The sequence below is a fragment of the Photorhabdus stackebrandtii genome (assembly GCF_011189495.1).
Classification (GTDB): domain Bacteria; phylum Pseudomonadota; class Gammaproteobacteria; order Enterobacterales; family Enterobacteriaceae; genus Photorhabdus; species Photorhabdus khanii.
Window position 1 is genome coordinate 48,108 of the sequence record NZ_PUJV01000009.1, and the last position, 20,635, is coordinate 68,742.

At 42.9% G+C, this 20,635-nt stretch carries 17 protein-coding genes, 1 tRNA gene and 1 pseudogene; 6 read left to right on the forward strand and 13 right to left on the reverse strand.

Annotated features, from left to right (window positions below; all coding sequences use genetic code 11):
* Positions 1-23: 23 nt before the first annotated feature.
* The 3 genes from C5470_RS09855 (at position 24) to C5470_RS09865 (ending at position 2,876) form a co-directional block, all read left to right on the forward strand.
* Positions 24-434, forward strand: coding sequence for a hypothetical protein (locus C5470_RS09855; RefSeq protein ID WP_036842948.1), 411 nt, complete (start codon positions 24-26; stop codon positions 432-434).
* 95 nt (positions 435-529) lie between these two features.
* Positions 530-1,804, forward strand: coding sequence for a bifunctional O-acetylhomoserine aminocarboxypropyltransferase/cysteine synthase (locus C5470_RS09860; protein ID WP_036842945.1), 1,275 nt, complete (start codon positions 530-532; stop codon positions 1,802-1,804).
* A 277-nt stretch (positions 1,805-2,081) separates the two neighbouring features.
* Positions 2,082-2,876: a glycoside hydrolase family 16 protein gene (locus tag C5470_RS09865; RefSeq protein ID WP_036842943.1), complete on the forward strand. Its 795-nt coding sequence runs from the start codon at positions 2,082-2,084 to the stop codon at positions 2,874-2,876.
* 140 nt (positions 2,877-3,016) lie between these two features.
* Here the strand turns inward: C5470_RS09865 and C5470_RS09870 are convergent, their stop codons facing one another.
* Together C5470_RS09870 and C5470_RS09875 are read right to left on the reverse strand one after the other, a co-directional pair.
* The gene (locus C5470_RS09870) at positions 3,017-5,128 is read right to left on the reverse strand and encodes a TonB-dependent copper receptor (protein WP_207626941.1); all 2,112 of its coding nucleotides are present in this window, start codon (positions 5,126-5,128) and stop codon (positions 3,017-3,019) included.
* A gap of 154 nt (positions 5,129-5,282) precedes the next feature.
* Positions 5,283-5,651 (reverse strand): DUF2946 domain-containing protein, encoded by a 369-nt coding sequence (locus tag C5470_RS09875; protein ID WP_242687893.1) that lies wholly within the window; start codon positions 5,649-5,651, stop codon positions 5,283-5,285.
* Positions 5,652-6,056: 405 nt separating this feature from the next.
* Here C5470_RS09875 and C5470_RS09880 point away from each other — a divergent pair, with 405 nt between their 5' ends.
* The gene (locus C5470_RS09880; protein WP_166288335.1) at positions 6,057-6,734 is read left to right on the forward strand and encodes a hypothetical protein; all 678 of its coding nucleotides are present in this window, start codon (positions 6,057-6,059) and stop codon (positions 6,732-6,734) included.
* 134 nt (positions 6,735-6,868) lie between these two features.
* Here the strand turns inward: C5470_RS09880 and C5470_RS09885 are convergent, their stop codons facing one another.
* The 5 genes from C5470_RS09885 to prpB form a co-directional block, all read right to left on the reverse strand.
* Positions 6,869-7,540: a class I SAM-dependent methyltransferase gene (locus C5470_RS09885; RefSeq protein ID WP_207626942.1), complete on the reverse strand. Its 672-nt coding sequence runs from the start codon at positions 7,538-7,540 to the stop codon at positions 6,869-6,871.
* Between the two features lie 598 nt (positions 7,541-8,138).
* Complete coding sequence (locus tag C5470_RS09890) at positions 8,139-10,025, reverse strand: propionate--CoA ligase (RefSeq protein ID WP_166288338.1); 1,887 nt, start codon at positions 10,023-10,025, stop codon at positions 8,139-8,141.
* A 70-nt stretch (positions 10,026-10,095) separates the two neighbouring features.
* Positions 10,096-11,547, reverse strand: coding sequence for a bifunctional 2-methylcitrate dehydratase/aconitate hydratase (locus C5470_RS09895; RefSeq protein ID WP_166288341.1), 1,452 nt, complete (start codon positions 11,545-11,547; stop codon positions 10,096-10,098).
* Between the two features lie 55 nt (positions 11,548-11,602).
* Positions 11,603-12,769 carry a bifunctional 2-methylcitrate synthase/citrate synthase gene (gene prpC, locus C5470_RS09900; RefSeq protein ID WP_166288344.1) on the reverse strand — a complete coding sequence of 389 codons (1,167 nt, stop codon included), beginning with the start codon at positions 12,767-12,769 and terminating at the stop codon, positions 11,603-11,605.
* A 51-nt stretch (positions 12,770-12,820) separates the two neighbouring features.
* A complete protein-coding gene (gene prpB, locus C5470_RS09905; protein WP_036842925.1) occupies positions 12,821-13,711 on the reverse strand; it encodes a methylisocitrate lyase in 891 nt (296 codons plus the stop codon).
* 300 nt (positions 13,712-14,011) lie between these two features.
* Here prpB and prpR point away from each other — a divergent pair, with 300 nt between their 5' ends.
* Complete coding sequence (gene prpR, locus C5470_RS09910) at positions 14,012-15,667, forward strand: propionate catabolism operon regulatory protein PrpR (RefSeq protein ID WP_166288347.1); 1,656 nt, start codon at positions 14,012-14,014, stop codon at positions 15,665-15,667.
* A 289-nt stretch (positions 15,668-15,956) separates the two neighbouring features.
* On the opposite strand, the gene C5470_RS09915 is transcribed toward prpR, so the two are convergent.
* The 3 genes and pseudogenes from C5470_RS09915 to C5470_RS22775 form a co-directional block, all read right to left on the reverse strand.
* Positions 15,957-16,310 carry a type II toxin-antitoxin system ChpB family toxin gene (locus C5470_RS09915; protein ID WP_036842924.1) on the reverse strand — a complete coding sequence of 118 codons (354 nt, stop codon included), beginning with the start codon at positions 16,308-16,310 and terminating at the stop codon, positions 15,957-15,959.
* Complete coding sequence (locus tag C5470_RS09920; protein ID WP_036842922.1) at positions 16,304-16,564, reverse strand: AbrB/MazE/SpoVT family DNA-binding domain-containing protein; 261 nt, start codon at positions 16,562-16,564, stop codon at positions 16,304-16,306. The genes C5470_RS09915 and C5470_RS09920 overlap by 7 nt, the downstream gene beginning before the upstream one ends.
* Before the next feature lie 87 nt (positions 16,565-16,651).
* Positions 16,652-16,735 (reverse strand): annotated as a pseudogene (locus C5470_RS22775) (GNAT family N-acetyltransferase); the annotation flags it as partial.
* On the opposite strand from C5470_RS22775, the gene C5470_RS09925 reads away from it, so the two are divergent.
* Complete coding sequence (locus C5470_RS09925; protein ID WP_036842919.1) at positions 16,709-17,041, forward strand: NUDIX domain-containing protein; 333 nt, start codon at positions 16,709-16,711, stop codon at positions 17,039-17,041. The pseudogene C5470_RS22775 and the gene C5470_RS09925 overlap by 27 nt on opposite strands.
* Before the next feature lie 196 nt (positions 17,042-17,237).
* On the opposite strand, the gene C5470_RS09930 is transcribed toward C5470_RS09925, so the two are convergent.
* The 3 genes from C5470_RS09930 to C5470_RS09940 all read right to left on the reverse strand — a co-directional run bounded on the left by C5470_RS09930 (position 17,238) and on the right by C5470_RS09940 (position 20,570).
* Positions 17,238-18,911, reverse strand: a complete 1,674-nt coding sequence (locus C5470_RS09930) for a cyclic peptide export ABC transporter (protein WP_166288350.1) — start codon at positions 18,909-18,911, stop codon at positions 17,238-17,240.
* Between the two features lie 710 nt (positions 18,912-19,621).
* Positions 19,622-20,254, reverse strand: coding sequence for a CatB-related O-acetyltransferase (locus tag C5470_RS09935; RefSeq protein ID WP_166288353.1), 633 nt, complete (start codon positions 20,252-20,254; stop codon positions 19,622-19,624).
* Positions 20,255-20,496: 242 nt separating this feature from the next.
* Positions 20,497-20,570, reverse strand: a tRNA-Gly gene (locus C5470_RS09940).
* Positions 20,571-20,635: the final 65 nt, after the last annotated feature.

Here is a 20,635-nt window from a genome sequence, read left to right on the forward strand (position 1 = left end):
AATAAAGAATTAGCGGAAATATAATGTCTAATAATAAAATCTTTATTGTTTTAGCGATACTGGCGACGGGGCTTTACACAATTTCAACCGATAAAACGACTTCTCAACCTGTCAAAACGACTGTACAAATTCATCCTCATCTTAGTCAAATTTGTCAGGCAACCGCATCTATCCTATTTTGTCAAAATAACGATGATGTGACGTATATGCACTACATTCGACCCAGTGATAATTCCCTATGGAAAATTAAATGTCGTTTAAAGGGCGATCGTGTCGAATGGGCTTCCAATAACGTCGATAACATTGGTCGTTGGAGAATTGATGAAAATGACGAAAAAATCACATTTTCTATCACCGGAAATTCCCTTAAGCTGATAGATACCTACTCCGACGGTTCATCAATCAAACAAATGTACACGTTAAATTCCTTGTGAACGGCAGTAAGTGGCGCTGTAGTTTTGATAAAAGCCGCTTACATCTATTCATCAAAGATACATGTAATCTTACCGATATAGAGAAGAGACCGAAAATGAAACCAGAAACTCTTGCGATCCACGGCGGATATTCTCCCGATCCAACCACCAAAGCCGTTGCTGTCCCTATTTATCAAACAACATCCTATGCATTTGATAGTACCCAACACGGTGCCGATCTGTTTAATTTAAAGGTCGAGGGAAATATCTATTCCCGCATTATGAACCCGACTAATGATGTACTGGAAAAGCGGGTTGCTTTACTTGAAGGTGGGATAGCCGCATTGTCGGTCGCATCCGGTATGGCTGCTATCACCTGCGCTATTCAATCCATTGCCGGAGCCGGGGATAACATTATATCTGTTGCCAAGTTATATGGCGGCACCCATAACCTGCTGACTCACACATTGCCCCGGTTCGGTATTGAAACACGCTTTGCTGACCATGATGATATTGCAGCATTGGAATCACTGATTGATGACCGGACCAAAGCGGTATTCTGTGAATCCATTGGTAACCCGGCAGGTAATGTTGTTGATCTGAAAAAGTTCGCAGAAGTGGCTCACCGTCATGGCGTTCCTTTAATCGTTGACAATACCGTCGCCACGCCTGCGCTTTGCCGGCCCTTTGAGCACGGCGCCGATATTATTATTCACTCTCTGACCAAATACATGGGAGGACACGGTTCTACTATTGGCGGCATCATTGTTGATTCCGGTAACTTCCCTTGGGAAAAACATAAGCAAAGATTCGCCATTCTGAATAACCCGGATCCCTCTTATCACAACGTCATCTATACCGAACAGTTCGGTAAAGCCGCGTTTATCGGGCATTGCCGTGTCGTACCGTTACGTAACATGGGTGCCGCGCTATCGCCTTTTAATGCTTTCCTTATTTTGCAAGGGTTGGAAACGCTGGCATTAAGAATGGAGCGTCACACTGAAAATGCCCTGAAAGTGGCCCATTACCTGCAAAATCATCCTCAAGTTAGTTGGGTGAAATATGCAGGATTGCCAGACCACCCGGAACATGAACTGGCACAGCAGTATATGAATGGGAAACCATCAGCCCTTCTCTCCTTTGGTATTAAAGGCGGGCAGGAATCCGGTGCCCGCTTTATTGACGCGTTAAAACTGATTGTGCGCCTGGTTAATATTGGTGATGCAAAATCACTCGCCTGCCATCCAGCTTCAACCACTCATAGCCAATTAAATGACGAGGAGTTAATTAAAGCAGGTGTACCACACGATATGATCCGCCTGTCAATCGGCATTGAACATATTGATGATATTATTACCGATCTTGCCCAAGCTCTGGATGCATCGAAATAATTTAGAACTGCCATACACCCCGTTCTGGTGAACGGGGTTCTATTTATCTGCTATAACCGCTTCTTTTACTGTCTCTATTTTAATTATTTTCCCTTAATCAACGTCGCTGACTTTTATTTCCTTATTTTTACCTACTAAAACAACAAGCAGGGGATAACAAATTAAATCGGTCACCCTGTCGCTAATATTCGATAAAGTGGCCTCCCCCTATCCCTACGAAAACGTGTAATAACGTCCAAATGGCGACTATTCACGTCAAAAAATACAAGGAAAACAGATGAAAGTTCAGCTAGCCTATACGTTGTTATTAAGCTCATTGTTCTGTGGGTATGCTTCGGCAAAAATCCCAAGTGAATTCAGCTCCACGCCATCATTTGAGGATAATTTTAATGGCACAACACTCAATAGCCAAAAATGGGATTACCGTGGTTTAGGTGTCAGAAATAATTGTATTAATACTCAATCAGCCGTTATTGTACGGAATGGATATTTAACCATAAAAACCTATTCTGATAGTTCTTCCGGCAAGCTACAAAATTATTGCGGCATGATTTCAACACAAAAAAGTTTCCTACAGACATATGGCTATTGGGAAGCTGCTGTCAGATTTAATCGCGCCGAAGGTAATCAGGTCGCATTCTGGGTACAGTCACCAACCATGGGTAAGGATCTAACCAATCCAGAAAAATCAGGCGTCGAAATTGATGTATTTGAACACTTAGCTGAGGCTAAACAAGATCAATATGATCATGCGATTCACTGGAATGGTTATGGCAACGCTCATAAACAATGGTCAAAGAAATTGTCTATGAGTAAACTTGCTGATGGTAAATTCCATAAATTTGCGGTGGCATGGACACCAAATGGCTACACATTTTATGTTGATGATGTTCCTCAATATTTGTCTGGTCTGGAACAAGTCCCTATTTCAATCGCAAACCAATACATTATTTTAAGCTCTGAAGTACCGCGCAGTTATCCAGCTCAGGGTTACGGCCCGATAAATAAAACAACCGCCACATTCGACGTTGATTATGTGAAAGTTTATCCGTATGTCGGTAATCAGAAATAATAATCCACACTGTATTATTCGCTGCAATAAATTAGGACCGTAGGAAAAATAAATACGGTTAGCCAGTGATAATCATTCTCCTTGAATATTAAACAAGTAAGAAAAATATTGGCGTCCAATCACTGGACGCCATTTTATCATTAGAATGTTACATTAACTTTAGCCCATATTGTTCGGCCGGGTTCATTTACTGAGGTGTTTGCTGAATAACCAAAGGTACTATTACCTGCAAGGTTGAGGTGTTCGCTGTATTCTTTATTCAGAATGTTGTCGATACCTGTGCTAACTTTGACATTTTTGTTGATCTTATAGGCGACGTTTGCAGAAAGCACGCCGAAACCCGGACTGTCTTTAAAATCTTTGCCGACAACATTTCCCTGATCGATAGCAATCCGATGCTGGCTGCTAACCAATCGCCACAAACCGGTACTGCTCCAGTCACCACGTTCATAAGTCAATCCGAAACGGGCTTCCAGAGGTGGGATCTGAGGCAGTGGCTTGTTATCTGTGGTATTTTCACCCCATGAATAAGCCAGGCTGGCATCCGTTTTCCAATGATCTGTCAGTTGATAGCCAAAGCCCATCTCTCCGCCCATAACATTGGCATTAACATTATCAGCCTGGCTGAGGCGAGCATTGGTTGGGCTATATCTAAACAAAATAAAATCATTCACCCGCCCTACATAGGCTGACACCCAGCTATTAAAGCGTTCTCCCGTATATTGCGCCCCAATATCAAGCTGGGTAGTTTTTTCACTTTTCACGCCATCAAAAGCGCTGGCACTGCCTGCCGGACCGAGTTTAGGCGAGAATAGCTCCCAGTAGTCCGGGAAGCGCTCGGTATAACCAATACCGGCATAAAACATCAGCGGAACATCAGTGAGAGTATGCTCTAAACGCATAAAACCACTTGGCAAAGTATCATTTCGTTCTTTCTCGCTATTGCCGGCAAATTTTTTCACCAGACTGCGATCAAGACGGGCACCGGTTATCAACTCGCTCTGCTCTGTGGCATACCAGGTCAACTCACCAAACAAGCCATAATTACGGAATTGGGCATCCTTTTGCCACACGCTGCCTGATTTATTACGATGGGTATTAGTTTGAGTATCCGCACCACTTTCCAGCTTGAAATCTTGCCATAGCCAGGTGCCCATCGCCCGTCCTCCCACAATCCGACGATCCAGTTGCATGGACATACCACTGTTCATATTCATATGCATACCACACATATGCTTACAAGTCGTAGAAGGCATGCCCATCTTCCCCATCGATCCCATAGACATAGGGCTGTTCGGAGAACGCAAGGTTATATTGTCCATGATATGGTTGGTATAGTTGTAATAAACTTGGGCTTCAACCTTATCAAGAACCTCACTGATGTTAGATTTCTCAAAACGCACGCCGAGGCTTTCACGTTTAAATTGTGAACCATCCATATTACGCCCCGCATAGCGGGCCTCTCCATCACCTTTCCCGGCGGTCAATTCGAGCAGTGTATCTTTATCCGGCGTCCACCCCAGCGCCAGATCGCTATTCCACTTATCCCAGCGTGAAGGGACACGATACCCACTACCATCTTTATAATCATGTGAACGGGAGGTATTCCCCATTAAACGTAAATATCCCAATTCATTGCCGACACTGGCATCAACATTGCCATCCCAACGACCATTTGAACCGGTCAACCCACTGGCATTGACCTTCACCCCCGGCTCATTAAATTTAGGATGTTCACGCTCAAACCTGATGGTCCCAGCGGAAGCACCTGGGCCCCACAATACGGTTTGAGGCCCTTTAATCAGTGTCAGCAAATCATAACTTTCCGGTGAAATATAAGATGAAGGCGCATCCATCCTGCCAGGACAGGCCCCTTGCATTTCTGCGCCATCAGTCAGGATCTTAAGCCTTGAACCAAACATTCCCCGAAATACTGGATCACCATTGGTGCCCCCATTACGGATTTGTGAAAAACCGGGTATGGTTTTCAGATAGTCAGAGCCATCACTTGCCGGAACTGGCTGACGAGGCGTTTTTAGTGACGTGACAATTGATAAAGGCGAATACAAAGGCGCAGTGACGGTAATCACATCGCCGTCATTGGTTTTTGGGTCATTCGCATGATCATGCGAATCTGGTGAGATTTCAACCGCATATCCATTAAAAGCTGCCAGCAGAAAAATCGGCATTGCCGAGCTAATACAACGGGCTAGCGTATTTTTTTTATAAGAAGCATTTTTTTCAAACATCATCTTTCCTTAATGTGCATCCGCGCTCCGAAGCGATATTGCTATCAAAAGCGGAATACGTTATAGAATCCAACCAAACAGTTTTTGGTATAAGCAAACTTTTCCTGGCTAAAAAGTTAGCAGGACAAAGCGTTTTATTATGTTTAAACCGATGAGATTAGATCTGTTCAGGCGGAGCGCGAGGCAGCGAATCCGAAAAGATGAAATGCGCAAGGAAGAGAGTTACAGGTTGAACCGGTGGTGACCGTGAAGTCAGCGAAGTTGACCAGAATAACGGTGTATTCGCCAAATCCAGCATCGGTACATGGATAAGAAAGACGCAGTATCCACAGGCAATATCATCCAGCATCGACATGCCACCACCCGCATGCATACCCATCTGCATACCATCATGATGGTTAGTGCCCTGTGATGCAGAAGCAATGTCAGAATGAGACTCACCAATGCGCGCATGTTCCAGTGACCGGGAGATCACGGGTGCAATGAACAACATCAATATCGCTAATATACCAAGCCAGGCTGACAAGCGGCTCCGCGATGTGTAAATCTGGATCAGTGACAAACCAAGCCTATTCTGTAGAGAACACATTCAGGGAGGGGATTGTACGTATTTAACAGTCAAATGTTAAAACACTTTATGCAGGAATGTCGCTTTGACGACAAAATTTGATATTTTTCTAAAGCCAGCGCAATTGCTTTCATTAATTCGACTAAAATTTCAGCCTGTCATAATGCTCATATTTCCAACAATACCGATACGACTGGAGCAAATTCCCTAGATAAAATTTACGGCGGCGGTGGACAATATGTCTTAAGATCTCCCGATCCAACCTTTCAAAGTGAAGTTGAAGAACTTGCCCCCAATGGATTCGTCACAAAAACGGAAGAGGATCACACCGAATACCGTCAAAACTACTGGGTAAGCGTCGATATGCAGTTCTCAGATGCACTCAATGCATGGATCGTGGCTCACAATGATGGTTCCAGGCTATCTTTAAGCTTTTATCCTCCAGACTTCTCTACGAAAATCTACAACGATGTCCAATTAAGTACCTCTACTGTAGAAGGCCCTGGTATTGTATCAAGACCTGATAAGCACTCAGTTGCCTCAAGTACTGGGCAGTGCAGTACACTACCAATCGATGTTATCAATGCGACTGCGCGTAATTTCCCTCGCATGTCGCCTACAAACTTGGCACATATTGGTATTGATGTCAGTGCTGGAATGAACTGTGAAAGTATGCTCCCCAGTCAGATTGCAAACATCTACGAAGGCTATGGAATTAAAGCAGCTGGTTTACCGTTAACATTTGTTGTATCTGGAACACGTTTTCAAGTTGATTCAATTCGGCCAATGAAGTTCTTAACTAAGAACTTCATTGAAGTCACACCTGAGATTTTCCACGCCATTCCATATGGAGCTTCATTAAAAGTCGGTGCTCCTGTTATTGGCACCACTGGACAACCAGCAGCGTTTCTTCTTGAGTCTGCTAAATGGTCAGTAAGTGGACCAAAAATAATCAGAGATAATAAATCATCCATTAAGATGGTACCGTTAGCTGAATACGATTCCTATCCAACAAAACATTCACTTTACCTGGTGCAATAACCATTTCACTAACCGAGTTAAGCATATCAAGGAATTGATATGCTTAGTTTTGATGCTAGCCGTCTACCCACTGACGAGGCAGAGATAATGTCTTCTCCTGCCATAAAAACATCAAAGATGGCAGTGGAATCCCTTTACTTTGTCTCCACTTCCAAAATCACCTCCCAGATAGTTTTTGGTAGAATAAAACGATGTGTCTCCTTTTCTTCTATATGCAACACTTTCCATCCAGAGAAAGCTTTAAATATTAAGGAACGATCAAAGAAGTGTTTTGGTGTTCCATGGACCAAGTAGAAATCATTATCAATTTTAGCGTGTCCTTTCGCACCGAAGTTGACGTCTTTTGTAGAATTCAGTCGACATAATAATATGCCCCCAGGCCACAAAACTGCTCTGATTCGCCGAATAATATCCAGAGTCTCGTCCCAAGAAAAGTAATGCAGTGACAAACTGGAAATCACCACGCCGGTCCTATCTATTGGAAAAGGAGCTCGTAAATCTTGAACAAAAAAAACAGCCGAAGGCACACGAACACTCGCCCGCTTAACCATTGCAGAAGATATATCGATCGCCTTCACTTTTAACCCAGCACGATGAATAATGGCAGTGTCGCGCCCATCTCCACAACCAATTTCCAGCACTGCTAAACCCATGGCTCGGGCTTGAATAAGTGGAAGCCATCGCTCCAGCCAACGATCTTCCCGTTGTCTACACAACAAAGCGAGAAAACCACTTCCGATCAAGCCCTTCGCCAGAATGGGAAGAACACGCCATTCAAATGTGCGAAGCAATCTCATAATTTTCATTGATGTCAACAACTTTCTATAAAGAGTATAAGTATGCTCTACCAGCCAATTGCTATGGGACAGGCACACAAATGGTTAACGTACTTTTACAACCTTTTAGGGTGCAAAAACCTATCTTTGACGTGTTAATTACTCTGCCTGAAAAATGATATAAATAAAGCTGCTACCGCTGTTAACATTATTGAGCCAAAAACAACAAAATCAAGCCAGTTACAATCTAACCCAATAGAACAACGAGACCTAATATTATAAACGATCTCACTCGTACTTCCTGTGAAAATTATTATACTAGCAATTATAATTGATTTATTACGCTGCCTCATCTTACTTAATTTACTAATTAAAAACACACAAACAAATAAAACCAGCACAGTGACAATTACATCAGGTAACATTTTAGCCCTTAATTATCTAACATATAAAATCATTATTATCACATCCGGATAAACTTCACAATCTAGATATTTCAACCCATTTATATTATCAAATGCAAATATTTCACTCATTAATCGGAAAATAGAGTGGACCACAACAATTTCTTTATTCCAAGAAATCAACAAGGAAAAAATAAAAGCGTCCCAATATCATGGAAAACTATTCACCGGAAAACAGCTTCTCGAATAACCTCCAGTGAAGCAGGGTTTTCAATCAGAGAAATATCACCCGGCTCACGCCCTTCACATATTGCCTGCATAGTTCGGCGCAACATTTTTCCTGAACGCGTCTTGGGAAGCTGGGAGACGAAATACACCCGTGCTGGGCGGCCCACGCTGCCAATTTGTTTGTTCACCAAGCCCATCAGGGCCTTTTCCAGAGAGGAAAAATGTTCAGCATTCTGGATTTCCCTTCCATCCTTGAGAACGGCAAAGGCAACTGCGGCTTGCCCCTTGATGGCATCCTTGATACCAATAACAGCCACTTCAGCAACGTCTTCATGGCCTGCAATACACTCTTCTATCTCCCGCGTTCCCAATCGGTGTCCCGCAACATTAATCACATCATCCGAACGTCCCAAAATAAAATAATAGCCATCACTGTCACGGATCCCCCAATCGAATGTGGAATAAACAGGCTGGTCAAAATGACACCAATAGGTATTGATGAAACGTGTATCGTCACCATAGATAGTTTGAATGCAACCTGGAGGCAAAGGCCCTTCAATAACGAGCAGGCCTTTTTCGTTATCGCCGCACTCCTCACCGGTCAGTTCATTAATCAGCTTGACATGAAAACCATACATCGGGAAGCCAGTGCTACCAAACCGATTCGGCCTGTCATCCAGAGCGCGGGCGATAGCCATAATCGGCCAGCCTGTCTCAGTCTGCCAGTAGTTATCAATAACAGGGGTGTTGATCGCCTCTGCAATCCAGCGGGCAGTGTGCTCATCAAGCGGTTCTCCCGCCAAATACAACGATTTCAGTGATGAAATATCGTATTGTGCAATAGATTCAACCGGGTATTTTTTCAGTACACGAATCGCTGTAGGCGCTGAAAACATGCGTGTTACCTGATATTTTTCCACTATCTGCCACCAAATGCCAGCATCCGGCTGTATCGGCAGCCCTTCATACATAATTGTCGCCATTCCTGCGATCAAAGGGGCATAAGCAATATAAGAATGCCCCAAGACCCAACCAATATCTGACGTACAAAAAAACACTTCACCCGCTTTACCGCCAAAAATGATATCCATGGATGTTGCCAGTGCAACAGCATACCCCCCAACATCACGCTGAACGCCTTTTGGGGTGCCCGTCGTGCCGGAGGTATAGAGCACGCAGGAGGTTTCATTTGATTCAAGCCAGGTCACAGGAACGTCAGCATCAAGACACTCTTGCCGCAATGTTGCGAAATCAACATCTCTTTCCGGTAGCCAAACCATGTCAGCCATCCCGCGGTTAACCATCAGTACATGGTGGGGTTTGTGGTTCGCCAGTTCGATAGCTTCATCCAGCAACGGTTTATAAGGGATGACTTTTCCACCACGAGATCCCGCATCCGCAGACACCACCAGCACAGGCTCAGCATTATCCAACCGTGTAGCAAGGCTCTGGGCAGCAAAACCCCCAAAAACAACCGAGTGAACTGCACCAATACGGGCACAAGCGAGCAAAACAAACAGCGCTTCAGCAATCATCGGCATATAAACCAAAACCCTGTCGCCTTTTTTAACGCCCAGAGAAAGCATCATAGCCGCCGTTCTGTTCACTTCCCGATGTAATTCCCTGAAAGTGAATACTTTTTCACTATTCGTTTCTGTTGAAATCATGATGAGCGCTTTGGCGTCAGGCTGGCTTTCCAGCCAGCGATCCAGTGCGTTGTAACATAGGTTGGTTTTTCCCCCGCAAAACCAGCGGGCAAAGGGAGGATTGTTGTGATCCAGAACCTGTTCAAAAGGTTGTTGCCAGAAAATGCGTTTAGCCTGATCAGCCCAGAAAGAGTGGGGATCATCAATGGATTGCTGGTAAAAAGTTTTGAATAACATAATCTCTCCTGGTACTGCGTAAAATGATAGAGCAGTACTCAAGGAGAGCAACCGCCGACGGCATTTCAGATTAGATAACGTACAAATCAAGATATTCGTTTACCGGCATGTTTTCCAGTAACTGACGGTCAAGGGAAACCGACAGAATTTTCCTCTGTTGTGTTTCAGGAAACTGACGTGCCAGATTGGTTCTGAATTTTTTCAGCAATAATGGAATGCCTTCTCGGCGACGATGAGCATGGCCGATAGGGAACTCGACTTTAACTTCATCAAGCTGGCTGCCATCTGCAAATGTAACGGTTAATGCGTTAGCAATAGAGCGTTTTCCCGGATCGTGGTAATCACGGGTAAAATCAACATCTTCAACACACACCATTTTTTCCCGCAGTGCATCAATACGGGGATCTGCCGCAACACTATCTTCATAATCCGCAGCGGTGAGACGGCCAAAGATCAAAGGAACCGCAACCATATACTGAATACAATGATCTCTGTCCGCCGGGTTGTTTAACGGACCTTGCTTATCGATAATCCGAATACAGGCCTCATGGGTACGAATAGTGATTTTTGTGATGTCATTGATAGTCTTGCCGGTGTCTTTCAGTTGCTGATGCAGACTCATTGCCGCTTCCACCGCAGTTTGTGCATGAAATTCTGCCGGGAAAGCTATCTTAAACAATACGTTTTCCATCACATAAGCACCATAGGCACGCTGGAATTTGAAAGGCTGTCCATTGAACAAGACATCATAAAATCCCCAAGTTTTTGCAGTTAATGCAGAGGGATACCCCATCTCACCTTTTTGTGCCATGAAAGCCAGACGAACAGCTCGGGATGTCGCATCACCCGCCGCCCAGGATTTACGTGAACCGGTATTAGGGGCATGACGGTAAGTTCTCAGCGACTGCCCATCAACCCAGGCGAGCGATACCGCACTCAGGATCTCTTCCCGGTTCAGCCCCAACATTTCAGCAACAACGGCGGTCGAAGCCACTTTTACCAGAACGACGTGATCCAACCCGACTTTATTGAACGCATTCTCCAGTGCAAGACATCCCTGAATTTCATGTGCTTTGATCATGCCCATCAAAACGGCTTTGATGGTGAGCGGCTTTTTGCCACAAGCAACGGCATTTCTTGATAGCCAGTCAGCCACCGCCAGTATGCCACCAAGGTTATCGGACGGATGTCCCCATTCAGCCGCCAGCCATGTGTCATTAAAATCCAGCCACCGGATCATCGTACCAATGTTAAACGCCGCCTGTACGGGATCAAGCTGGAATTGTGTTCCCGGTACACGCACCCCATTAGGCACAACCGTACCCGGCACAATAGGCCCCAACAGTTTCTTGCAGGCCGGGTATTCCAACGCCTCCAGCCCACAGCCCAGCGTATCCAGAAAACAGTAATAGGCCGTTTCATGGGCAATGGATGATGTGATCGGGTATTCCATAACATAATCCACGATATCCACAATCACCTGATCATATTCAGGACGGTTGTTTACAACAGAGGTAGACATAATAATTCCTTGTTAAAAAAACATGAATACAGGAAACACCACACCAAAAATAACGTTATCCACGCTCACCAATTGGCGTAAATACCCGATTTTCCGGCCCGGTATAATTGGCCGAAGGGCGGATAATTTTGTTATCAATACGTTGTTCAATGATGTGAGCAGCCCATCCCGATGTGCGGGCAATCACAAACAACGGTGTAAACATCGCCGTCGGTACGCCCATCATGTGATAGGAAACCGCAGAGAACCAATCAAGGTTCGGGAACATTTTTTTGTTAACCCACATCACAGATTCCAGCCGATCCGCAATATCAAACATTTTGGTCGTTCCTGCCTCTTTGGAAAGTTGCAGAGCCACATTTTTAATCACTTTGTGACGGGGATCTGAAATGGTGTAAACCGGATGACCAAAGCCGATAATGACCTCTTTTCTTGCCAGACGCGCCAGGATATCTGCCTCTGCTTCGTCAGGATTTTCATAGCGCTGTTGAATTTCAAAAGAGACTTCGTTTGCTCCACCGTGTTTTGGCCCTCTCAGTGCACCAATCGCCCCGATGATGGCGGAATAGATATCCGTGCCGGTTCCTGCGATAACCCGGCTGGTAAATGTCGAGGCGTTAAACTCATGTTCGGCATAAAGGATCAGGGATATATGCATAGTTTCTTCCCATGATTCACTGGGTTTTTTACCATGCAGGAGGTGAAGAAAATGCCCGCCTATCGACTCATCATCGGTTTCTACCTCAATACGGCGTCCGTTGTGACTATAGTGATACCAGTAGAGCAACATGGAGCTAAGAGAGGCCAGTAATTTGTCAGCAATATCACGCGCACCTGCAAGATTGTGATCGTCTTTTTCAGGCAATGTGCAGCCAAGAACGGAGACACCTGTACGCATGACATCCATGGGATGAGCGGCAGCAGGTAATGTTTCCAATGCTGCCTTGACGCTACCCGGCAAACCTCGCAGTGCTTTTAGTTTCGTTTTATAGGCGGCCAGTTCAGCGCGGGAAGGCAATTTTTCGTGGATCAACAGGTGCGCAACTTCTTCAAATTCACACTGGGTTGCAAGATCAAGAATATCGTAGCCACGGTAATGCAGATCGTTGCCGGTTTTCCCAACTGTACAGAGTGCTGTGTTACCCGCACTGACCCCCGAAAGGGCAACAGATTTTTTAGGCTTGAAAGTAGTTGACTCAGTAATTGTGTTCTGTTCGCTCATTGGTCTCACCTCGACTGTTTTTTATGCCACATAAAGTGATGAAGCTGTCCGTCATTGAGATTTTTTCTGGGAGAAAAGCGCATCCAGTTTTTGTTCAAAATCGTAGTAGTTGATGCTTTCGTATAACTCGTTGCGAGTCTGCATCATGCTGATCACATTCTTCTGTGTCCCTTCGCGGCGGAGTGTGGTGTAAACCTGCTCGGCGGCCTTATTCATTGCCCGGAAAGCAGAAAGCGGGTAAAGCGCAATGGATACATCCACATTTTTTAACTCTTCGGTAGTGAACAGTGGCGTCGCACCAAATTCAGTGATGTTGGCGAGTATTGGAACCCCAGTTGTTGACGCAAATGTTTTATACATGTGCAATTCCGTGATCGCCTCAGGAAACAGCATGTCTGCCCCGGCTTCGATATAGGCTTTAGCCCTGTCAAGGGCCGCTGCCAAACCTTCAACAGCCAAAGCATCAGTACGGGCCATAATGACGAAATGCTTATCAATACGGGCATCGACTGCAGCCTTAATGCGATCAACCATTTCCTCTTTGGACACAATCTCTTTATTCGGGCGATGACCGCAACGCTTCGCACCGACCTGATCCTCAATATGCAACCCCGCAGCGCCAGCTTTAATCATTGAGCGCACGGTGCGAGCCACATTAAAGGCAGAAGAACCAAAACCAATATCAGCATCCACGAGCAATGGCAAATCACAGACGTCCGTGATACGGCGGATATCTGTCAGCACATCGTCCAGCGTTGAAATTCCCAGATCAGGCATACCTAATGAACCCGCCGATACACCGCCACCAGAAAGATAAATAGCTTTATAGCCCGCCCGTTTCGCCAGCAATGCATGGTTGGCATTGATGGTGCCAACTATCTGTAATGGAGATTCAACTTCTATAGCCTGACGAAACGCCAAACCAGCAGAGGAAAGCGGCATACATAACCTCCTTGTTATTAGAATGAAATATATTTGTTATAAAGCAATGTGTGTGCCAACAAAGTAAACAATGGCTAATAAACTTAAAAATAAAGATGGAATGGAAATTAATATGTTGTTTTTAAAATAAAAAAATATCTAACGCATTGACTAATCTTGTAGGAAAGCATCATTGATACAAAAGCGTCCTTGTTTCATAATGGATTAATTTCGTTTCAAAAAACATAATTGAAACACTTTTGAAACATAGAATTGTTCTGGTGGGAAAAACAAAACAGCACACAATATTAGGAGAACGGAATGGCAGAAGCACCATCAACAGGGCGTGATAACAGCGACAAACCGATCATTTGGACGGTATCCATTTCCCGCCTTTTTGATCTATTCCGTGACATCACGCCGGAGTTCGATCATCAGGCGAATATCACGCCCATCCAACTTGGTTTTGAAAATGCGGTTCAGCATATTCGTAAACGGCTGACAATCGAACGTTGTGATGCAGTGATCTGTGCCGGCTCTAATGGCGCCTATCTGAAAAGCCGTTTGTCAGTGCCTGTTATCATTGCAGAGGCCAGCGGATTTGATTTTATGCAGGCACTGGCCCGTGCACGGCAAATCAGCTCCCGCATTGGCGTTATCGTCTATCAGAATACATTGCCTGCGCTGGAAGAATTTCAGCAACGGTTCAACTTACGTATTGAGCAACGTAGCTATATCACGGAAGAAGATGCGCGGGCTCAGATTAATGCATTAAAAGCCATCGGCATTAAAGTTATTGTCGGTGCCGGGCTAATTACCGATCTCGCCTATGAAGCTGAACTTGTCGGTGTTTTTGTCTATTCTGCGGATTCTATTCGTCGGGCATTCCATGATGCATTGGATATCGCCAGAATGACCAAGTTTAGCCAGGCTTCAATTTCTGCCTATCCAATACAGGAGACCTTGCGCACCCGCCACACCCTCAATGATATCCGGGGAAGTTCAGCCGTGATTGAGCGTGTGCGCAACACCATCATGTTATATGCCCGCTCGCCTGCCACGGTTCTGATACAAGGGGAAAGCGGTACAGGGAAGGAACTGGTGGCACAAGCCATTCACCATGAATATGCCCTCCGGTATGGTCAGGTTGCAGGCAAACATCAGCGCCCGTTTGTTGCCGTTAACTGTGGTGCCATTGCTGAATCCCTGCTGGAAGCTGAATTATTTGGTTATGAGGAAGGGGCTTTCACCGGCTCACAGCGTGGAGGGCGAGCAGGTCTTTTTGAAGTTGCCCATCGGGGCACACTATTTCTGGATGAAATTGGTGAAATGCCATTGCCTCTTCAGACACGGTTATTGAGAGTGCTGGAAGAAAAATCTGTCGTCAGAGTGGGAGGACACCGCCCCATTGCCGTTGATGTTCGGATCATTTGCGCCACACATTGCGATTTGGATACCTGGGTTCAAGAAAGACGTTTTCGGACAGATCTGTTCTATCGCCTGAGTGTATTGCGGATCAATATTCCCGCTCTCCGAGAAAGGGGCAACGATATTGGTACATTGGCGCTGGAATATCTGCGACGGGCGTTTGCCGCATTGAATTTGCCGGTATCGCAGTCAAGAGTACAAGAGCTTTCTGCCTGTCAGGAGGCATTGCAATCCTATCATTGGCCCGGTAATGTCCGGGAACTGCGTAATCTCATGGAGCGAATCGCGTTATACCTCAGCGCCCATACTGAGCATACATTGACACCTGAATTAATATTGGCTCTTTCACCGGAGCGCCAACCTGCACTCAAGCTGATAGAAAAAAATATGAAGCCCCCTCTGGCGATGCCACCTTCACCTATTACCCCACCTTCAGCTCATAAAACCCTGCAACGATTTTCCGGCAATCGCCATGCGGCTGCGGAACATCTGGGGATCAGCCGTACTACGTTGTGGCGACGATTGAAACAGGAAATGGCCGGGAATTAATGGTGATGTAAAACGAGAGTTCAACGTTTTTATCAAAACGCTATTTATCATATGATTCTGCTATCCCTGGCTGTTTTTTATTGAGTCGGCAGATCAAAGAAAATCTCATGGTTTGAATAACATCAGGGAACTTAGTTGCTTAAGAAGCGTTACTCATCTCAAGGTAACGAAACACCTATCATTATTACAGTTGAAATAGTCAATTCATATGACTGCTCCCCACCCTCGCATTTGGCGAGGGTTTACGGCGGCTTTTGCTAATTACGGAGCTAACAAAGAATGGTCTTTTTTACTCAATAATAGCCATTAGTTTAGCTAGTGCATCTTCAACAACAATAGGATTTGCAGATTCTATAAATTTGCCATTACGACTTTCAAGATCAACCATTTTGACTTGATTCATTAAGATTACTCCTTGAGTTTTTGAACCAGTTCCCGATAGAGTTACAGTAAAACCGTTATATCGAGAGTAGTTTCCACCCTGTGTTATCGGGGCAACTAGAACCATACCAAGATTGTTAAATCCATGTTGTGATAGAATCAACGCTGGTCTTTCTTCTCCTTGTATTTCTCGTCCAGAGGTAGGATTAAGGCATAGCTTGACTATATCCCCTTGCCCAAATCCTTTTTTGCGTCTTACCATACTTCTCTCCCAACTGGCGTTTGGTTACTACCCCATACACTTTCTTCGGTTTCTAGAGGTGCATTCGGATCACACTGTTGTAACAGTTCGTCTAATGTATAGCGTTTGGCACGTGTCTTTGGTATTAAAACTAGTGTTCCATCTTTAACTTTAACATCTAGTTCTTGACCAACAGTGGCTCCAATTTGTTTTAGTAGGTGGGCAGGTATGATTACCCCGTTGCTATTGCCCCACCGTTTGATTGCTATGCTCATAAGTTCTCCTATGTAATCTGGTTATACATAGTATAATTTTAGGGAGTTACGCCAACATTAAAATTATACTTTGTATATACAAAAAGACAACCAAGGCGCGGTGGACGTCACCAGCATAATACGCCGCAATCCAGCCAGTAATGGATGCGCCTGACAGCATTCCATCAACCAGCGCGTATTGAAGCTGCATCCAGGGAGTTAAAAGAAGAGCTTGGACTTTATATGAAAGCAGAACAGCTTGAATTTCATCAAGTAATAGAAAATTTTTATGAAAATAACGGTGTCCCTATTCATGAAATAAACTTCATGTTTAAAGCTAATATTGAAAAAGACATTCCATTTTATTTAGAGAATGGAATAAGAAGAAAGTTAATTTGGATGCCAATAACAGAGCTTCATACGTTGAAAATAATGCCAAATATAGTTATTGACGCAATATTGGGAAAAACAACGAACTACATTGTGTCTTTTAACTAACAATTGGTAAAGGAATAAAAAATGATTTTATATTTCGGCATGACATTTCTAATAAACAAAATTAAAAAAATCAAGCCGTAATTTATATCGTCCCCAAGACAAGACCCTGTAAAAAATCACCACCATACTTTTCCCGAATCTTATCTAGTTGATTTTAAAAAATTTAAAACATCATAACCTTCTAATATATCTTCTATTATGATTCAATAGTATAATGTACTGAATTTAAAACAGCATTTTCTACTTTATTGGGGTATGTGTTGACTTCAATATTATCTACCAAACCATTATCCATAGTGATAATTCTGTCCGCAGCATCAAAATATTTATCGTCATGACTAATAACTATGATCGTTTTTCCATTGCGCTTCATCTCAGGCAGTAATTCACGATAGAAAAAGTTTCTATAATGAGGATCTTGATCCGCCGCCCACTCATCAAACAAACAAATAGGAGCATCTTCCATATAAGAGATCACAAGAGCCAGGCGTTTACGTTGGCCATGAGAAAGCTTAGTGGTCGACAACTTGCCATCTTTAACCGTTACTTTTTCTGCCAGATTCAATTTTTCCAGATATTGACGAGTCAGCTCATCATCTGCCGGTTCACCTTTGCGATTAATCACAGTATCAAACAGATAAAAATCCGAGTGAATAACACTGTACATATTCAGATAATTCTCTAGATTATCTTTATTAATCTCTTTACCATCTATTAAAATATCACCTTCAGTTTTATTCAACAAGCCAATCAATAACTTGGCAAAAGTTGATTTACCACTGCCATTACCACCTTTAATAATGATAATTTCACCACGCTGAATAGCCAGATTAATCGGCCCAACAGTAAAACAACTCTCTTCATCAACATATTTAAAACTTATAGAATTCAGTGAAAGTTGAGACCATTCCTCTTGTTTTTCTGTGTTTGTTAAAGTTGGCTCCATTGATAAATTTTCGGAAAACTGCAAACTATCAATCTTACGCAGAGAGATGAAAGCTTTTACTATGATCTCCTGTGAGGACAAAATGAAATCAACAGGCCCCAGTAAAAAAGTCATAATAAATATAAAGGTAAGAATATTGTGACTTTCCCCTATTCCCCACATAGCATGAGAAAATAAAATAGAACCAAGTACCAGAAATAATAATATTTGCCCCCAGTTTTCACTCAGCCTCCAAAAAATTTCTGATTTAAGATCAGATTCATTAATCTTTCTTAATGCTGGCAGAACGCCGCGATTAAAAAACGAACTCTTACGCTTGCTATTGTTATTAAGCTCTTTAACTCCATCCACCAAAGTTTTGAATTGTTTATGAAGATCATCATAATCATCACGATATATCTTCTCATAAGCTTCAGCTTTATTAATGAAGTAACGCGAAACCAAAATCCCAAATGGAAAAATTACCAGAATTACCATAAATAGTTCAATCGATCTAAATGCCAGAAAGCCTAAGCATGCAACCACTGTAATTACATGATAAATAAACTGCGGCATGATAGAAATAGCCCAGGAAATATCATTAACATCAGATGTTAAACTGGCCTGAACTCTATGCCCTCCAATTCTATCCAAAATGGCATATGGCGTATTCAAAATACGCCTCACCAAGGTGTTGCGAACTTCAAAAATAATTTTGACGCTTAATTTTGTCATTAGGTAGTTGGCAAAAGAACTTACAATGAATAAACAAACTAATCCAGATAAAAACTTGACTGCCCATAATACCAAGTCAGTATTAATCTGCCCCAATGCATCATCGGTAATCAAGGAGATTAACCAAATACTAAAGAAAGCACTAAAAGCACCAATAATACTATTGAAAATAATTTTTAACCGATTGGATTTAACTAAATCAGAAATCATCAACATTAACCCTTAAATAATATTTTGTTATCATTAACCCTTAACAACCATTACTTTGCCATAAAGTGATACATCCTCTCAGATCAACAAATTGAAAGTCACATGATATACCTTATAGATTTCAAGATGCATCGCGACGGCAAGGGAGCGAATCCCCGGGAGCATAGCAAACTATGTGACCGGGGTGAGCGAGCGCAGCCAACAAAGAGGCAACTTGAAAGATAACGGGTATAAAGCTTTTCACCCCATTGCCATCACTTATAGGTCGGTAAATATTGACAGCTATATTGTATAATGTCGAGTATTTCCTGATATATTAAGTTCGATTTTTTGAATAAACGTTCTTGTCGGAGCATTTCAATAATATAACTTCAACTAAAATTTCAATAGCAACCGGTTTTAATACTGAATAATGGTCCCACTCACCATGCCACAAATAATAGTTTGTGTAACATAATCCTGTAACGATATAATAATTTTATCTTTTCCTGCCCGTAACTGTATTAAGCTTTCTCTGTAAATAAATATCATCTTACTGTTTAATCTAACCGATTAAAAAGACAAGTTGGTTTAAGTGATAGGACATGGTTGAAGACTATCGCCTTATCCAGTCTCTTAATCAGGAGATCTGACTAAGAGACTGCACTGCGAAAGTTTACGGCAGATTTTACTAACAGATAGATAGTCGATACACTAATAATACTGATTAACTATTTTTCTGAATATAATTTTACAGCAGATTTCAACGCCTTAATATCTGAAGAACAGAGATAGGGCTTTAAAGCATTAAATTTCTCTTCTGACCAATCATATATTTTTAATCCAAGCAGCTCATTTATAACATGCGGTTCAAATCGGTATTTAACGAATTTCGCAGGCGTTCCAGCCACAATACTGTATGGCGCAACATCTTTAGTGACGACGCTATTAGCAGCGATTATAGCGCCTTCACCAATGGTAACACCTGGCATAATCATTGAACGCATACCAAGCCACACACCATCATGAATATGCGTGTCGCCTTTGCCTACATAGGCCTCTTCGATATATTCCATAAATGGATACAAACAGAACCAATCTGCTCTGTGTGTATTGTTTCCACCCATAAGAATGATAGTTTCAGCGGCTATGCAAACATAATCGCCAATATACAATTTATCAATTGGCCACTTAGACTCCCATTGAAGACTGATCTTATCACCATACAAATAGCGAACAACAGATTCTTCAAAACCACCACTCCAGCAATCACTATAGTAGCTATGGGTTCCTTTGATGATAATATTTTGATTGGTTACAACTTCATGTAAAAGTTGAGTTTTTGACCAATGTTTTTCTTTCATGGTAAACAGTCTCTATTAATTATTTATTTACCATAGAATGCTCTCTATGGTGATGTATCCGCATCCAAAAAATACATCACTTCCAGCTGACTCGAGGCTGATTTAACAATGGAATTCTTTTCATATTAGACAATACTGATAATTAACTTAGAGCGATTATCATTCGTAAATTCTTTTAATCTTGTTCACATCATATCAATAGATATATTTTCAATGCGAACTATTTGTGTGAATTTTTAGGATGGAGCGGGCGAAGGGAATCGAACCCTCGTATAGAGCTTGGGAAGCTCTCGTTCTGCCATTGAACTACGCCCGCATTTTGGATGTAATACGTTTTATTATAGCGACTCCATAGGCACCAGCAAGTAATTATCTGTTTAA

Bases quoted from the DNA above. Each gene is read 5' to 3' on its own strand.
- C5470_RS09855 (WP_036842948.1), top strand. From the start codon at position 24: ATGTCTAATAATAAAATCTTTATTGTTTTAGCGATACTGGCGACGGGG.
- C5470_RS09860 (WP_036842945.1), top strand. From the start codon at position 530: ATGAAACCAGAAACTCTTGCGATCCACGGCGGATATTCTCCCGATCCA.
- C5470_RS09865 (WP_036842943.1), top strand. From the start codon at position 2,082: ATGAAAGTTCAGCTAGCCTATACGTTGTTATTAAGCTCATTGTTCTGT.
- C5470_RS09870 (WP_207626941.1), bottom strand. From the start codon at position 5,128: ATGATGTTTGAAAAAAATGCTTCTTATAAAAAAAATACGCTAGCCCGT.
- C5470_RS09880 (WP_166288335.1), top strand. From the start codon at position 6,057: ATGCAGTTCTCAGATGCACTCAATGCATGGATCGTGGCTCACAATGAT.
- C5470_RS09885 (WP_207626942.1), bottom strand. From the start codon at position 7,540: ATGAAAATTATGAGATTGCTTCGCACATTTGAATGGCGTGTTCTTCCC.
- C5470_RS09890 (WP_166288338.1), bottom strand. From the start codon at position 10,025: ATGTTATTCAAAACTTTTTACCAGCAATCCATTGATGATCCCCACTCT.
- C5470_RS09895 (WP_166288341.1), bottom strand. From the start codon at position 11,547: ATGTCTACCTCTGTTGTAAACAACCGTCCTGAATATGATCAGGTGATT.
- prpC (WP_166288344.1), bottom strand. From the start codon at position 12,769: ATGAGCGAACAGAACACAATTACTGAGTCAACTACTTTCAAGCCTAAA.
- prpB (WP_036842925.1), bottom strand. From the start codon at position 13,711: ATGCCGCTTTCCTCTGCTGGTTTGGCGTTTCGTCAGGCTATAGAAGTT.
- prpR (WP_166288347.1), top strand. From the start codon at position 14,012: ATGGCAGAAGCACCATCAACAGGGCGTGATAACAGCGACAAACCGATC.
- C5470_RS09915 (WP_036842924.1), bottom strand. From the start codon at position 16,310: ATGGTAAGACGCAAAAAAGGATTTGGGCAAGGGGATATAGTCAAGCTA.
- C5470_RS09920 (WP_036842922.1), bottom strand. From the start codon at position 16,564: ATGAGCATAGCAATCAAACGGTGGGGCAATAGCAACGGGGTAATCATA.
- C5470_RS09925 (WP_036842919.1), top strand. From the start codon at position 16,709: ATGCGCCTGACAGCATTCCATCAACCAGCGCGTATTGAAGCTGCATCC.
- C5470_RS09930 (WP_166288350.1), bottom strand. From the start codon at position 18,911: ATGATTTCTGATTTAGTTAAATCCAATCGGTTAAAAATTATTTTCAAT.
- C5470_RS09935 (WP_166288353.1), bottom strand. From the start codon at position 20,254: ATGAAAGAAAAACATTGGTCAAAAACTCAACTTTTACATGAAGTTGTA.